A 14,914-nucleotide genomic window follows, 5' to 3' on the forward strand; every position below is an offset into this window, starting at 1 on the left:
CCCTGGATTCTGTAAGTGCGCGGGCTCACCTGGACCTACAGGAGCCCGAGTTGTTCCAGGTCCGTGGCGTACTTGACGATCAACTGCTGCGACAGATGCGGAATGTCCGTGGTGCCGTCTTGCCCGACCGGACCGATTCCGGCGGCTTGCACCGCGTGCTGGAAACGCTTGGCCGGAACCACGCCGTGGTCTTCGGCACCGGAGGGCTGCTCGAACGCGTGCAGTAGTGGCAGCAGGGAGTGCTGCTTTTGCTTTTCGGGCAGGCCGCGGATGGCGGTGTCGAAGCGGTCGAACCAGTCGCCGTAGTTGTCGATGCGCTGGATGGGGTATCCGGCGTCGATGAGCCAGTCGACGAAGTTGTCCAGCGAGATACCGTCAGAATGCGGATTGACGCAGTCGTAGGTCACATACGCCTCCGGGCCCTCCGGCACCTGAGTGCCCAGCGTGGTGATCGCCTCGGCAGTGAAGTCACCCGGTAGCCCGTCATAGTGGGCGCGTGGGCGTTCGCCCGTTGCCTGTGCTTGGTAGAACGAGCCGGGTGCGATGCCGGTGGCGATCAGGCTCAGGATCAGTCGGGTGAATTGGTCGGGGACGTTGAGCTGGCCGGTGTAGTGGCTGTGGGCCAGGATCATGTCGGAGCGGAATACCGCGACCGGCAGGCCGCACAGGTCGTGTGCCTCCCGGAGCAGTACCTCACCGGCCCACTTGCTGTTGCCGTATCCGTTCGCATACAGCTCGTCCACGGGGCGCACCGCGCTGATGAGCCGGATGTCGGACTCTTCATCGAAGGTGCTCGGATCGACGTACGCCGCGACCGCCACCGTCGACAGGTAGGTGACGGGTTTGATCTTGGTGGTCAGTGCCAGTTTGATGATTTCCGCGGTACCAACGACATTGGGGCCGAACAGCTGCCGGTAGGGCAGCACGTGGTTCACCAGAGCCGCGGGGTGCACGATGACATCGACTGTGTCGGCCAGACGTTGCCAGGTGTCGGCATCGAGTCCCAGGTTCGGGTCACCGATGTCGCCGGAGAGCACCTCCAGGTGCTTGTCGGCCAGTGCGCGGAAATGCGTCAGCAGTCCGGCGTCGCCGGTGTCGAACGCTTCTTCCAGGCGGCGGTACGCGGCGTCGGAATCCTTTCCGCGAACGATGACGATCAGCTTGCCGTCTATTTTGTCCAGGCGCTCAAGCCATTCCAGGGCCAGATAGTGGCCCAGGTAACCGTTCGAGCCGGTGAGCAGCACGGTCTGTGGGGTTCCCGTCGCCCTGGGGAATGCGGGGGCGGCACGCAGGGTGGCCTCGTCGATGAACTTGTCCAGGGTCAGGTCGGCGGCGCGGATTTCAGTGTGTCCGGCACCGTGCACCGTGTCGGCGGTGGGACGTGTACCGCCTGAATGACGTTGTTCGTCAATGAATTGCGCGACACTGCCGAGGTCGTTGGCGGCACTGACGATGACGCCGACGGGAACCTCGACACCGAAGATGTCCCGCAGTAGATCTGAGAAGGACAGCGCCGAAAGAGAATCGCCACCCAGATCGGTGAAATGTGCGTCCGCGGCCAGCTCGGCCGACGAGACGCCGAGCAAGGCCTGCGCGGCCTTGAGTACTGTTTCCAGCGCAGGCTTGTCGGGATCGACGCTGTGCAGGTCGCGCAGCTCGGCGGCCTGCTGTTCGGCGATGTCGGCGTACATCTGTTCCAGACGATCGCCGTAGTGTGCCTTGAGGTTCGGGCGAGCCAGCTTCGCGATACCGGTCAGCAGTCCGTTGCCCTGGGTGAACGGCTGCGGCTCGATGATGAAGTCGCGCGGGATCTCGTAGGACTGCAACTGCAGCTCTCTGGCGATGTCCTGCAGGGATTCGGCGATGGTCGCCTTGAGTGCCGTCTCGTCACCCTTGGCGGCGGCGACGGCCTGAGGTGTCGGTACGACGACCGCCAGCAGGTAGGACCGCTCGCTGCTGCCGTACACGTAGATCTGGTGCACCACTGGACTGTTGGCGTACTCGGCTTCCAGGGTCGCGACCGCGACGAACTCGCCCTGGGACAGCTTGAGAACGTTGTTGCGGCGATCGACAATCCGGATGTTGTCATGCGCGAGCTCGGTGACGATATCGCCGGTCATGTAGAAACCGTTCTCGTCGAAGACGCCAGCGGTGACCTCGGGGCGCTTGTAGTACCCGAGGAACATGCCGTCCGTCTTCAGCAGCAGCTCGCCCCGTGGGTGCGGCTGGTCGGTGGAGAAGTAGCCCAGCTCGGGCACATCGACGAGCTTGTACTCGATCACCGGGGGCCGCTGCACAATTCCATCGCGGAACACCATGCCGGCTTCGGTGGATCCATAACCGTCGGTCAGATGAAGTTCGAAGCAGGACTCGATGAACTCGCCCAGCTCATCGGACAGTGGCGCCGAGCCCACCATGACCGCCAGCACGCGCCCACCAAAGAGGCCGTTGCGGATCTCGGCCTTGACCTCTGCGGCCACTGCATCCGCGTCGGCGGTGCGATCACCGGCCAGGCGACGGTCCACCTCTGTCTGGAACCGCTGGAAGACCATGTCGCAGACCCGGGGGACCAGGGCAAGAGCGGTGGGACGAATCAGCTCCATGTCTTCGAAAAGTGTTGACATGTCGCTGGATGCCGCGAAGTACCCGAGGCCACCGGTGGACAGGGTGGAGGTAAGTGTTCCGCGGCCCATGATGTGACTCATCGGCATGAAGTTCAGGCCGATCATGGGCAGGTTTTCGGTGCCAGCCATGACGTCTTCGCGAATCCACCAGCGGCGCACGATGTTTTCACTGTGCATGGCGCCCTTCGGGGCCCCGGTGCTTCCGGAGGTGTAAATGAGCAGTGCCAGCGGATCGTCGCCGGGGGATGGCGCGTAGAGCGGGGCCGCGGGAAGGTCGGAGCCGCGGGCGATCACCTCATCGAGTGTTTCGATGGCGATACCGGTTCCAGCAAGCCGTGCCCCGGCGGCCTCGTAGGCCTCGCGTTGCGCATCGATTTCAGGGGTGTAGTCGAACACCACGACCTGTTTGATCGAGGGGGTCGCGAGTACAGATTCCAGTGCCACGCCGATCAATTCGACGCTGACGGCGAGGGTGTTGGGTTCAGCCTCGGCAAGGATGGTGGTCCACTGTGAAGCCGGCGCGCTGGTCTGCAGTGGCACTGCCACTCCGCCGAGAATCATGATCGCCAGATCCAGCACGGTGTAGTCGATGCTGGTGAATCCGAGGGTCGCCACCAGATCGCCACCCTTGACCGGGTGGGCTGGGTCATGGTGCCACGAAGCGGCGACAGATGTTGTCCGGGACCATAATTCACCGTATGTGGTGGTTTCGAATCGGGGGAGCAGACGCTGGATGGTCCGGCCGTCATGGTCGGTGACCAATTCACGTGCCCGCTCGCCCAGTGCGGGGCGCGCGGCATATCCGGTCATCAAGGTTGCGATGGCCTCGGAGAGGTGTAGGCCTGGGCGCAACACCTGCTGGGCGACCGCGGGGTCGGGCAGGGTGTCGCGGAACTGGGGATCGCTCTCGCGCAGATTCTCGATACGACGGGTCAGCTGCTCCAGCTGCGGGTCGGTGTCGTTGTTCACGGTCATGGGCAGCCTCACATCAACAGAGTGTTCTTAGGAAGTCTAAAAAGTAGATTACCTAAACTAACGATATATCCAGATATGGTATTCCTCACAATCGTCCGCCATCGTCGGGGGCGCAAACTCGTCAGATGAGTTGACCGTGAGGCGGTTGCGCAGGAATTGTGCGATGCGTGCCATGACCGTGCGCTAACTGCCAGGGAAGGTGGCGCGGATGGTGGTTGCTGCCAGGGAAGCGTGCGGCGGCGACTGCCTAGCGCGCGGTACGGGTGAATTCCACGATGTCGCGCCACCGGCTTCCGGTAGCCGAGGCGAAGTCAAAGCCCTCTGGTTCGGTGAGGGCCCGCAGCTCGGAGATGCCGAGGCGATCGGGGTCGAGGAAGATTTCTTGGAAGATCAGCCGCCCGCCGGGTTTGAGTGCCTTGTGCAGTGAGCGGATGCACGCCGTCTTGTCGGGGACTTCGCCGATCACGCTGGCGAGGAACGCAACGTCAAAAGACTTGTCCGGGAAAGGAAGTCCATTGCTGGCATCGCCCGAGTGAAATTCCGCGTTCCGGTATCCGGCCCGGTCGAGTTTGTGTTTGACCTTGTCGAGCATCTCGGGCTGTACGTCGAACAGGTCGAGGTGGCCGGCGGGGAGTCGCGGGGCGATCTGCACACTGAAGATCCCCGGACCGGGGCCGATCTCCAGCACCCGTTCGTCGCCCCGTAGTGCCAGCCGCTCGGCCACGGCTGCCGGATTAACGAACTTGCGATGAATCGGATTGTCGAGAATGAATGCCGCCTGGTGCGGAAACGGAAAGTCGCCAACCCGGCGCACCTGGCGTACCACGGTGTCCATCCATGTCGTAGGCATGAACTAAGGGTACCCTTACTTGGGTCGCGATGGGGCTCTCGCTAGTGATGGCCACCACCACTACCGCTGCCATTACTACTGCCACCGCCGTATCCACCACCGCTGCCGCCACCCGCACTGGGTGCTTGTGTCGGAGTGCTGTAGGTCGGTGCCTCCCGTGTGGGCGCTTCGCGGGTGGGTGCCACAGTTTCTGGGGCCGATGCGCGCGACGGCTGCGTTTCGCGCTCGACGGGTGTCTGCTTCGCCGGTGCCTCGGCGGTTGGCTGCGGGGCGGGCTCTGTCGTCCGCGGGGCAGGTGCCTCGGACGATGGAGCTTCATACGTCGGCGTGCTGCGTTGCTTGGTGGGCTCAGGCGCGGCGGACGGTTCGGCCGTCGCCGACGGTTGCGGTGTCGAGACGGTTTGGCGTGGCGTAGAAGTCGCCGTTGTCTCGTGGGTCGGAGTGGCTGGCGTGCTCGCCGGTGCGGAGGTCTCGTCCTTCGGGGTGGTGGGCGCCGGAGCCACAGATGTGGTGGAGAGGGCCGGTGCACTGGTCGTGGCGCCGCCCGGAGGCCCCGATGTCGGCGTCGGTTCGTGTGACGGTTCGGTCGAGGGTGCCGGGCTCGTCGTACCGGAGGTCGCACGCGGCTCCGAGGAGGGTGCAGGAGTCAGGGGCGGGACCGTAGGCAGCGACGGGGGAGTGAAGTCCTCGGGCACCAGCTTGGGTGGTGCGGTAGGTGCGGGCACCGTCAGTACCGGTGGAGCGGAAGGCTTTACGTCGACGGGTGATGTCGATGTCGGTGACTTCTCGGGAGCCGGAGCCGGAGCCGGGGCTGCGAGCTCCTTACTGAAGTTTCGGACCGACTTGGTCGAGAGGTCCTTGATGAGATCTTGCGACGGGCGGGCGGACTTATCCTCGGTCAGGAATTGCGCCAGGGACGCATCGAGGTTCACCACGGGCTCGGCCAGGGCCGGGCGATCGGTGATGCGGGCAACGGGCGACCAGTCACGCTCCAAGGGGTTGTCCCAGCCGCGATTGAGATTCCAATCGCGGTACTCAGCGGGGTTGATTCCATGGGACTGGTCCCAGAGATTGCGGCTGTACACCGGGTTGGTGTTCTGGAATTTCCAGTCGTAGTACTGCCGATACGGGTGGTACCTGTCGTACCAAGCCTGGTCACGGGGGTCGTCGTCGCGGAACTGGCCCCACTCGTTGCGCCCGTCACGATCGCGACCGTCACGGTTGTAGCCCGACCAGTTGTAGCCATCCCAGTTGTAGCCCGCTCGGTCATACCCCCACCGGTCATAGCCCCACCGGTCATAACCCCAACGGTCGAACCCCATGAAGTCGTATCCGTATCGGTTGAAGCCGGATAGCCCCCAGTTGAACCAGTCCAGGACGTTGTATCCGTACAGCAGCGACCACGACGGGTCGTAGCCGCCTAGATCGAGCAGGTTGGGAGTCAGGGGCGGGGCGACGGGAGCCGGCCAGTCGGCGATGGGATCGACCGGAATCCCGGGAGGTGGCGGAGTGGAGTAAGACTGCGGCGCATTGGGAACGGGTGCGCTCGCTGCGGCCGCATATCCCCAACTCGGCGGCGATGATGCCGGTGCGGCGGGTCCCACGTTGGCGGCCAGATTCGCGTCGGTGTTTACCTCCGGAGGCGCGGGCAGCGCGGGAAGCTGCTGGGCCTGTTCGGGGGTGTACTGGCGTAGCTGCTGCGTCAGTTGCAGATAGAGGTTCTGCAGAGTGGTGCGCTCATTGGAGGCGGAGATGAATTCCATTCCCTGTTTGGCCTCGTTGAGCGAGGTTCGGGCCTCGGTGAGTTGATCGGGCGAGGGTTGCTTGCCGGTGCTCAGGATGTCCTGAGCGTTCTTGAGTGGGGCGACCACGGCACGTATCGCGACGTCTTGGGAGTGGCCGGTGAAGACGGTTTTGTTCAACGCCCACAGTGAATCGCCGGGCTCGGCGCCGTAGGCCGCGCCCATAAGCACCGCGACCAGCAGGCCGATCAGTGTCCCGAAGGCTGCCGCGCGCAGCTGTGGTTCGCCGGGCACGTACTTGCCCCACCGGTCGTCCGGTTCGGGCTGTTCCTCGGGGTTCTCCCAAGCCCGCATCGCCGTGTCCTCGACGGGAGGCGGAACAATCGTCATGTCAACCCTCTGCACTACCGGCGTCCCTGTCACGTCGGGCAGGGACAACTATCAGCACTAATAGATACCGAACTCTAGGTATTCCATCGCCAGGGTAGTCATGGTCGTTACCGATTCTCAGTAGTACTGCATGTCTGCCGTCAGCGGTATTGGGACGCAATCAGTCTCGGTACATCGCCCACAGGGTGGGGCCGTCGGACACCGGTTTGATCTCATCGACGACCTTGAATCCGAAGCGTTCGTAGAGCGGGTTGTTGCGGATGTTCGAGCTCTCCAGATACGCGGGCCCCTCGAGCTGGTCGATCTGGTGTTTGAGGAGTTCGGACCCAATGCCTTTGCCGGGGATGGCGGCGCCGATGGTCGCCAGATACCAGTGCGGGTGTGTGGGACGGACGGCGGCAGCGGCGCGCGCGAGGGCAACACCACGCACCACGCCCAGCCGGATCGCTCCGAGTAGCAGCGGGATGGCCCGCATCCGCTGTGCGGCGGGCGGCTCCCAGCTCGGAGGATCCCAATGGGCAGCTCCGACCGCCACGCCGTCTTCGTAGAGCAGGTACTCGCCCTGACCGGACCCGTGCAGCGCCAGTGAGATGCCACGGAATATGGCCACGTCTCGTCGGGGGTCGGAGTTCACCCATCGGACCACGGGATCCTCTGCGAATGCCGTGGCGATCACGCGGTGGGCAACGGCTTCATTGGTGGAGTCGATGTCTCGGATCTCGCGGGTCATATGTGTTCTACGAGCCCGGGGCGCCGAAGGTTCCCGATCAGGTGTCGGTGTGACGCATCACGAGGGCGGCCGCGAGCGCGGTGGCGACCAGGAGCAGCGTCGACACCCCGGCGACCGCATGGATTCCGTCCGTCCATCCGGTTCTGGCGAGTTCGGCCGCGGTGGCACCGGCCTCGCCGCCGAGATCCTTGGCGCGCGCCATGGCCTGCCCGAGTGTCTCGTGCATGTGGGTGCGTGCGGCGAATATCGCCGAGGCGAGGGCGCCGAACAGCGCGAGCCCGAAGGCGGTCCCGAGTTCAAAGCTCATCTCCGAGATGCCCGTGGCCTGCCCGGCGCGCTCGGTAGGGGCGGCATTCAGCGCCACCGCCGAAACGAAGGTGAACATGACGCCGGCTCCGGCGCCGACGATCACCGTTGCCGCGATGTAGACGCCGACCGGCCCATGGGGGCCCAGCGCGAGCAGTACCGCGTTGCCCATGGCCATGGCCAGCAGAGACGTCACGAATGTCCAACGCTCACCGAGTAGCCGCTCGATGCGTGCGGCGTCCATCGAGAAGTAGGCGACGGTCAGCGCCATCGGCAGTCCCAGGAACGCAGCGGCCAGTACATCGAAGCCGAGCACCGACTGCAGGTAGAGCCCGGTGAGGTAGGTGGTCGCACCGAAGGTGGCCATCGCGGCGATGGTGCCGACGATTGCCACGGTGAAGGTCCGATTGCGGAATAAGTCGAGTGCCAACAGCGGATGAGGATTCCGCATCTGCTGGCGGACGAATGCCGCGAGCGTCAGCACGCCGATAGCTCCGGTGATCGCCACCGCAGGCGAAAAGCCATGTGTGGCCATGGCTTTCACGGCGTAGACAAAGGTCATGATGCCGACCATGGACAATGCGACGCCGGCGAGGTCGAACGGCTCCAGTACCGGGTTCCGGTATTCGGGGATGAGTGCGTTCGCGGTGAGCAGCAGCACGATCAGCACCGGGACGTTGATGAGGAACACCGAGCCCCACCAGTAGTGATGCAACAGCAGGCCACCGATGACGGGGCCGACCGCCGCACCGAAAGAGAAAGCTGCGGCCCAGATGCCGACCGCGAGCGCCTTCTGGCGCGCATTGGGGAACATGACACCGATGAGCGCCAGGCTGGCAGGCAGCAGGGTGGCTCCGCCGATACCCATCAGGGCGCGGGCCGCGATCAGGGTCAGCGGTGTGGGTGCGAACGCCGCGATCACCGATGCGAGACCAAAAAGTGTCGCCCCCCACAGCATGAGGCGCCGCCGGCCCCACCGGTCACCCAGATTGCCCATGGTGATCAGCAGACCTGCGAGCAGGAATCCGTACACGTCCAGGATCCAGAGCTGCTCGGCCGCGGTCGGGTTGAGTGACTCGGACAGCCGTGGCATCGCCAGGAACAGCACCGAGACATCCATGGAGACCAGGAAGACCGGCAGTAGCAGGGTCGCGAGCCCGAACCAGGTACGGCGTCCAGCGCGGGCGCCTTCAGGCGTCGCGTTTTCGGTCGCTGTGCTCTTGCAGCTGGTCATGGGGTATCGCTCCGGATGATATTTGTGTGCGTACGGCGTACGCAGTAGACTGGGTACACTGTACGCAAATTGGCGAAGGTGGTCAATCGAGTTATGACAGGAGTTCCGTGACCGATCCGCGTCTAACGCTGGAATCGATTGTTGCCCAGGCTATTACGATCGCCGACTCGGATGGCTTGGCCGGTGTCTCCATGCGCAAGATCGCCGATGCCCTCGGGGTGGGGGCGATGTCGCTGTACCGTCACGTGGCCGACAAGGATGCGCTGCTGGTCGAGATGACCGCTGAGGTCACTCGGCGATTCGCCTATCCCCAAGAGATGATGGGCGACCCGGACTGGCGTACACGGGTACGCGTCGCCGTCGAGTACGACTTCAATCTGTACAGCACTCACCCCTGGGTGCTGTTGGCGTACGCGGTGCCGCGCAACGGCATGCAACCCGAAACTCTGGTGTGTTTCGATTGGTTGCTGGAGACCTTCAGCCACCTCGGGGTCCCCGTGCCCGAGGCGGCGGAATTGGCGTTTCAGGTGTGGAGCTATTCGCAGGGTGTCGGCCTGGGCGCGGTTGGCGGGCAGCTTGTCTCCCCGGGTGCCCGTACGGACTTTTCGGGTTTGTCGGAGCTGATCGATGGCAACGTCGGTGTGCCGGAGTCCCCGCGACTGGCCGCGCTGGTGGGGGTGGGTGACCTGCCGCAGGTGACCAATCCGCGTGAGGTGATCGTCAAGGGTGTCGAGATCCTGTGCGACGGCATTGCCAGGCGCTACGCATCGGCTACAGATAGCCGGCGATAACGGCGGCTTCCTCACGCAGCTGCTCTGCTGCCCCGGCCTGGCCGAGCATCTCGTAGCGTGCGGCTTCGGTGGCCCGGTCTTCGATCTGTGCGTGCAGAATCGCGCGAACATCCGCGGGGGAGAGCACCCTACGGGCCGCCTCCGCTGATCCGAGACCGCTTGCCGCGCCGGCGATATGAGTGTTGTTCTGCACTGTCTGTGTGGCACCGTCCACCGACTCGGCGTTGTCGATCGCGGCGATCGCCGTCCGTAGTGCGCTGACGGCCAGGCTGTCGCGGGTCTTCATCGCTACAGAGAGATCTGCGCGCATTGTCGCGCGCAGCACGTAGGGGTCGTGGGTCGATGTCATGAGGTCTGGAGCCTATGGGGTGGCGAACGGTATCGGCCACCGAATAACCGACGGCGTCACTCGTTCACGGTTGATGCCCGAGGTCAGGCGTCGCCATCGCGTGGCTCCTCGTCGGAGTTGTTGCGCCACTCCGAAAATCGGCGGCGCACGTCGCTGGCGACATCGGTGACCCCTTGTCCGACGACATTCACGACGCCGTCAAGGGTGGACCCGAAGTTGCGCAGTGCGGAGATCAGCGGATCGGTCGAGGAATCGAAATTGTCTTTGTATGACCTTGCCGCGGAACGGAAATCAGAACCCAAATCGGACTGTGCGTCGTCTTCGCGCTGCGGGTAGTTTCCGCCGAGTATCGCGCCGTATTCGCCGCGGTCGATCCACTTGCTCAGTTCGGCGGCCCGCAGCACCGAGAAGGGGTGCGATTGCAATTCCAGGTTCAGCAATTTGAGCACGCCGTCACGCATGTCCCCGGTGCGCTCGTACTCGGCGGCCTGCGCCAGGAAGCGTTGCGTATCCATCTCGTCGAGGCGTGACCCGCCGGCCAGCTTCATCTCGACGCGGATGCCGGTATCCACGTCCTGCCCGCAGAGCATTCCGGCGCGGTCGCCGGAGAGTTCGGACTTGCGCTGCCATTCCATGAGCGCGGCGACGACGGCGCGCAGCGCCCACCCGCCGATCGGCATCCAGCCGAGATTCCCGGCCAGCCGCATCAGGTGCAGCAGCATCGTGCGATACACGGCATGCCCGGACAGTGCGTGCCCGAGTTCGTGGCCGACGACGAAGCGCAGCTCCTGTTCATTCATCAGGTCCAATAGGCCGGAGGTGAGCACGATGAACGGCCGGTCCATCCCGATGGTGAACGCGTTGGCGTACGGCCCTTGAATGACGTACAGCTCGGGGATTTCGGGGGCGTCGAGGATGCGGGCGCAATCATTGAGGGTGTCGTTGAGCGAGCTGAACTGACGGTCGTCGACGCGGATGGCGGTGGCCAGGTACATCAGCCGATGCTGGCGTTCGCGCAACAGTGCGGCCAGCGCCTTGAGGACGGTATCGAAGCCCTTGAGACTGCGCAATGTTTGCAGAGCGGCCCGATCCGCAGGGTGCTCCCAGGCACGGGTGCTAATTCCGGGAAACTCGATATAGGTACGAGTGGGCAGATCGGACATGACATTCAACCTATCTGGTTACTTTTTTGAGCGCGCGGAACCGGCGAGATCAGGATAAGCGGCAGCTGTTAGCGGATGCCGCGCAGGCAACGCCGGTGCCGATGTCATGTGTCCCCCAGGATGTGCTTCTTGTTAGGTCAGACGATTGCGCATTCGTTTTGGTTCCCGCCGTCCTATTCGTTCATGCTCCGCAGCTCTTTCTGGTACCACTCCGACTTACTTCTCACTGCGTCCATCAACGTCGGGTACTGGCCGATCCCGTTGGGGCCGTCACCGCCAAGTTCGAAGACGGTGCCGGGTTCGTCGCTGAAGTATGAGTGGGCAACGGCGATGGTCATGACGTAATCGTCCTCAGTGCCGAGGACGGGAATCAGTTGGTTGAAGGAGTGGGCACCGAAGTATTCGGGAGTCAGCGACGCGCCCTCGATGTACGCCTTCATGCCCTCCCAGTTCTTCGAGCCGGGCATCGAGTCCGCGAATGAGAACAAGTCATCGAAGCCGCAGAAGAAGCGCAGGCCGTCGGAAATCTGGAGCAGTTCCCGGTGATCGGCGTCGAGATACAGGCCCCGCTGGCGTTCCTGCGCGCGGATGTCCTTGCGTGTTGCCGGCTGGAGCGGGCCAGGAAGGCCGTATAGAGGGTCCTTCTCGTGCAGGGCCTTCTGCTGTTCGGCGAGCATCGCCACGAGTGAGGACCATTGGTCGTGCCGGGCTGAGCTACTGGGGGACACGCAGGCGCACAGGAGTGCTGCGAGGAGAAAGACTGTCGCGCTGAATCGCATACGACCCCTAGGGCTGGCACCTATCAGAAAAGATAGCAAACAATACGACGGCGGGATGGCGAAACTGGCCAGGCGGAGGCAATCTTGACAACGGACGATGTCAACATGATCATTGCCCTGGGCCGAAACGCCGCGGTCTCTTGACGTAACGCGAAACAGTCAGCAGCACACGAGTTATGGGAGACCCGATGCGGGCGGTCAGGCACGTGATCAATGTTCTTACTAAGCCGGTCAGGGTCAGCTACCCGTGGACTCCCTCGCTGACCGAGCGTGTGAGCGGCCGGACGGTGTTGATCACCGGCGCCTCCAGCGGGATCGGGCGGCGACTGGCGGAAAGGGTCGCAGATGCCGGGGGGGTTGCGATTGTCACCGCACGCCGGGCCGACGAGCTCGACGCCGTCGTGCGGGGAATCACCGCACGAGGCGGGGCCGCCTACGCCGTATCCGGCGATTTGTCGACGGGCGAGGGCGCGGGAGCGGTGGCCACCGAGGTGCTGGAACGCTTTGGGGCGCCGGATATCTTGGTGCTGAATGCCGGGCGGTCGATCATGCGGTCGCTCGCGGAGTCCGAACACCGGCTGCACGACTACGAGCGGACGGTGGCGATCAACTACCTCGGCGGTGTGGGCCTGGTGCTGCGCCTGATGCCGGGCATGCGCGCCCGTGGCTCAGGGCACATCGTGCACAGCTCGTCGATCGGCGTGCTGGGTAACCTCCCCGAATTCTCCGCTTATGTCGGATCGAAGGCGGCCATGGACGCGGTGCTGCGCATCGCGGGCATCGAAAGCCGGGCCGACGGAGTGCGGGTCACCAACATCCACCTACCGCTTGTCACGACGGACATGATCGCTCCGACCGACTGGAGTCAATACGCGTCGCTGACTTTGGACGAGGGCGTCGACATGGTCGTCGATGCGATCCGGCGGCGGAGCCGCGAGGTGAACAACCCGCTGGGCGTCTTGTACCGGGATTCGTACCGAATTCTGCCCGGGATCGTCAGCCGGGTGCAGAGCGATTACTACCGTTGGTATTCCGGTGGTGGCAGGAGTGCGGATACCCCGGCAGAAGCGGTATCGGGCGCGCTGGCGGTAGATCCCAACTGAGTCCTCCGCGTCGATATACTCGCCGACTTATGGACAGCGTGCCTACGACCCTCGGTGCGCCGAGCGGGCCTGCCGAGCGGCCAGATGTAGACGCGCCCGCCCATCCCGACAAGCTGGACGCCTCGCTGCTCCGGATCGCCGGCATATGCGGTCTGGCCAGTGTGATGGCCTTCTTGGACAGCACGGCCGTCACCGTCGCCCAACGCACGTTCGTCACCCAATTCGGGGCCAGTCAGGCCATGGTCTCCTGGACCATCGCCGGCTACATGCTTGCCTTCGCGACAGTGATCCCGATGAGTGGCTGGGCAGCCGACAGATACGGCACCAAGCGGCTGTTCCTGGGCGCGGTCCTGGTGTTCACTGTTGGCTCGCTGCTGTGCGCAGTAGCGCCGAATATATTGCTGCTCATCATCTTCCGTGTAATCCAGGGAGTTGGCGGCGGCATGTTGATGCCGTTGAGCTTCATGATCCTGACCCGAGAAGCGGGCCCGAAACGTCTTGGACGCGTTATCGCGATAGGGGCTGTTCCCTTCTTGCTCGGCCCAATCGGTGGGCCGATCCTGGGGGGATGGCTGATCGGCACCTATGGCTGGGAATGGATCTTCTTGATCAATTTGCCGATCGGATTGAGCGCTTTTCTGTTGGCGGCGCTCATGTTCCCGAAAGACCGTCCCGAGCCTTCCGAGAAACTCGACGTCGTCGGCGCGTTGTTGCTCTCACCTGGCGTGGCCACGTTGCTTGCCGGCATGTTGGCGATACCCGGACGCGACAGCCTCGCCGACCCACATGTCCTGCTACCTATAGCTATCGGCGCCGCATTGATTTTCGCCTTCGTGGTGCACACCAGAAACCGTGCGTCCCACCCGCTCATCGACCTGGGGCTGTTCGAAAACCCGGTGGTGCGGTGGGCCAACATCACCCAGTTCGCCTTCGCCGCCACATTTGTGGGGGCCGGGTTGCTTGTGCCGAGCTACTTTCAGGTGGCTCTGCATCAGACGCCGATGCAGTCGGGGATGTCCATGGTGGCCATGGGAATCGGTCTCGTACTGACCGTGCCCCTGGCAGGGGTGTTCATGGACAAGCGCGGTCCGGGCACGATCGTCTTGATCGGGCTGCCCCTGATCGCGGTGGGCCTGGGGGTATTCACGTACGGAGTCGCGCGGCCCGAGGCTCATTCGGCGATATTGCTGATCGGATTACTGATCATGGGCATGGGTGTTGGCTGCACATCGACGCCGCTTTCAGCGGCGTGCGTCCAGTCGCTGGCACCTGCGCGGGTGGCGCGGGGTACCACGCTGTTGAGTGTCAACGACCAGGTAGGGGGTTCGGTTGGGGCCGCGTTGATGGCAATGTTGTTGACCACTCAGTTCAACCGTGTCGGGGGCGGAATTGAGCCGGATCCGACGGCGGTATCGGGTGGCGAAACCGGTGCCGCCGGAATGGCGGGTGGCTCGCCGATGAACTCGTATTCAGATTTTGCGGGTGATGCATCTCAATTGCTGTCACATGCGTACACAACGGTATTTCTTGTCGCCGTCGCATTAGCGGTAGTTACCGTTATCCCCGCGATTTTTCTACCGCGGGCAGTGGTGGTAAATATCAACCACTGAGGTGTGCGGCGCTTCTTGTTCACCCGCGGGCAATTGGGCGGCCAGCGACGGGATGCTAGGGTCCTTGCGCGGCTTAGGGAAGGCTTGCATAACCTGAGAAAACCCTTAAGCTGATCTGCCAGTGGTGTTCAATTGTGGGCTCAAGCCCCTGACCAGCGCTTAAAAGCTAAGGGGTCGTGTAGTGCGTGTCGTGTCGTTTGGGTATCAGGTCTGGGGTTACCGGACTTTGCAGGCGTTGATCGATCTGGGGCATGAGGTGGTGCTGGCG

Annotated in this window: 11 protein-coding genes; 3 read left to right on the forward strand and 8 right to left on the reverse strand. The window is 63.7% G+C overall.

Features of this window, described 5'->3' with window-relative positions; all coding sequences use genetic code 11:
- Positions 1 to 35: 35 nt before the first annotated feature.
- The 5 genes from car to AOT83_RS16495 all read right to left on the reverse strand — a co-directional run bounded on the left by car (position 36) and on the right by AOT83_RS16495 (position 8,851).
- Positions 36 to 3,599, reverse strand: a complete 3,564-nt coding sequence (gene car, locus AOT83_RS16475) for a carboxylic acid reductase (RefSeq protein ID WP_057966064.1) — start codon at positions 3,597 to 3,599, stop codon at positions 36 to 38.
- A 247-nt stretch (positions 3,600 to 3,846) separates the two neighbouring features.
- Positions 3,847 to 4,434, reverse strand: a complete 588-nt coding sequence (locus AOT83_RS16480) for a class I SAM-dependent methyltransferase (protein ID WP_057966063.1) — start codon at positions 4,432 to 4,434, stop codon at positions 3,847 to 3,849.
- Between the two features lie 56 nt (positions 4,435 to 4,490).
- Positions 4,491 to 6,581, reverse strand: a complete 2,091-nt coding sequence (locus AOT83_RS16485; protein ID WP_057966062.1) for a hypothetical protein — start codon at positions 6,579 to 6,581, stop codon at positions 4,491 to 4,493.
- Between the two features lie 160 nt (positions 6,582 to 6,741).
- Positions 6,742 to 7,311, reverse strand: a complete 570-nt coding sequence (locus AOT83_RS16490; protein WP_030093739.1) for a GNAT family N-acetyltransferase — start codon at positions 7,309 to 7,311, stop codon at positions 6,742 to 6,744.
- A gap of 37 nt (positions 7,312 to 7,348) precedes the next feature.
- Positions 7,349 to 8,851, reverse strand: a complete 1,503-nt coding sequence (locus AOT83_RS16495; protein ID WP_057966061.1) for an MFS transporter — start codon at positions 8,849 to 8,851, stop codon at positions 7,349 to 7,351.
- A gap of 107 nt (positions 8,852 to 8,958) precedes the next feature.
- On the opposite strand from AOT83_RS16495, the gene AOT83_RS16500 reads away from it, so the two are divergent.
- A complete protein-coding gene (locus tag AOT83_RS16500) occupies positions 8,959 to 9,642 on the forward strand; it encodes a TetR/AcrR family transcriptional regulator (RefSeq protein WP_030093737.1) in 684 nt (227 codons plus the stop codon).
- Here AOT83_RS16500 and AOT83_RS16505 read toward each other — a convergent pair.
- The 3 genes from AOT83_RS16505 to AOT83_RS16515 form a co-directional block, all read right to left on the reverse strand.
- Positions 9,623 to 9,991, reverse strand: coding sequence for a hypothetical protein (locus AOT83_RS16505; RefSeq protein ID WP_057966060.1), 369 nt, complete (start codon positions 9,989 to 9,991; stop codon positions 9,623 to 9,625). The two genes, AOT83_RS16500 and AOT83_RS16505, sit on opposite strands and share 20 nt — an antisense overlap.
- 83 nt (positions 9,992 to 10,074) lie before the next feature.
- The gene (locus AOT83_RS16510; RefSeq protein ID WP_057966059.1) at positions 10,075 to 11,154 is read right to left on the reverse strand and encodes a M48 family metallopeptidase; all 1,080 of its coding nucleotides are present in this window, start codon (positions 11,152 to 11,154) and stop codon (positions 10,075 to 10,077) included.
- Between the two features lie 173 nt (positions 11,155 to 11,327).
- The gene (locus AOT83_RS16515; RefSeq protein ID WP_196325570.1) at positions 11,328 to 11,837 is read right to left on the reverse strand and encodes an SMI1/KNR4 family protein; all 510 of its coding nucleotides are present in this window, start codon (positions 11,835 to 11,837) and stop codon (positions 11,328 to 11,330) included.
- Between the two features lie 284 nt (positions 11,838 to 12,121).
- On the opposite strand from AOT83_RS16515, the gene AOT83_RS16520 reads away from it, so the two are divergent.
- Both AOT83_RS16520 and AOT83_RS16525 read left to right on the forward strand, forming a co-directional pair.
- The gene (locus AOT83_RS16520; RefSeq protein ID WP_057966184.1) at positions 12,122 to 13,036 is read left to right on the forward strand and encodes an SDR family NAD(P)-dependent oxidoreductase; all 915 of its coding nucleotides are present in this window, start codon (positions 12,122 to 12,124) and stop codon (positions 13,034 to 13,036) included.
- Positions 13,037 to 13,065: 29 nt separating this feature from the next.
- Positions 13,066 to 14,646: a DHA2 family efflux MFS transporter permease subunit gene (locus AOT83_RS16525; protein ID WP_057966057.1), complete on the forward strand. Its 1,581-nt coding sequence runs from the start codon at positions 13,066 to 13,068 to the stop codon at positions 14,644 to 14,646.
- The last annotated feature ends 268 nt before the right edge of the window (positions 14,647 to 14,914 follow it).

It is taken from the genome of Mycobacteroides sp. H001 (genome assembly GCF_001440005.1).
GTDB classification, from domain to species: Bacteria; Actinomycetota; Actinomycetes; order Mycobacteriales; family Mycobacteriaceae; genus Mycobacterium; species Mycobacterium gwanakae.

Bases quoted from the DNA above. Each gene is read 5' to 3' on its own strand.
- car (WP_057966064.1), bottom strand. From the start codon at position 3,599: ATGACCGTGAACAACGACACCGACCCGCAGCTGGAGCAGCTGACCCGT.
- AOT83_RS16480 (WP_057966063.1), bottom strand. From the start codon at position 4,434: ATGGACACCGTGGTACGCCAGGTGCGCCGGGTTGGCGACTTTCCGTTT.
- AOT83_RS16485 (WP_057966062.1), bottom strand. From the start codon at position 6,581: ATGACGATTGTTCCGCCTCCCGTCGAGGACACGGCGATGCGGGCTTGG.
- AOT83_RS16490 (WP_030093739.1), bottom strand. From the start codon at position 7,311: ATGACCCGCGAGATCCGAGACATCGACTCCACCAATGAAGCCGTTGCC.
- AOT83_RS16495 (WP_057966061.1), bottom strand. From the start codon at position 8,851: ATGACCAGCTGCAAGAGCACAGCGACCGAAAACGCGACGCCTGAAGGC.
- AOT83_RS16505 (WP_057966060.1), bottom strand. From the start codon at position 9,991: ATGACATCGACCCACGACCCCTACGTGCTGCGCGCGACAATGCGCGCA.
- AOT83_RS16510 (WP_057966059.1), bottom strand. From the start codon at position 11,154: ATGTCCGATCTGCCCACTCGTACCTATATCGAGTTTCCCGGAATTAGC.
- AOT83_RS16520 (WP_057966184.1), top strand. From the start codon at position 12,122: ATGCGGGCGGTCAGGCACGTGATCAATGTTCTTACTAAGCCGGTCAGG.
- AOT83_RS16525 (WP_057966057.1), top strand. From the start codon at position 13,066: ATGGACAGCGTGCCTACGACCCTCGGTGCGCCGAGCGGGCCTGCCGAG.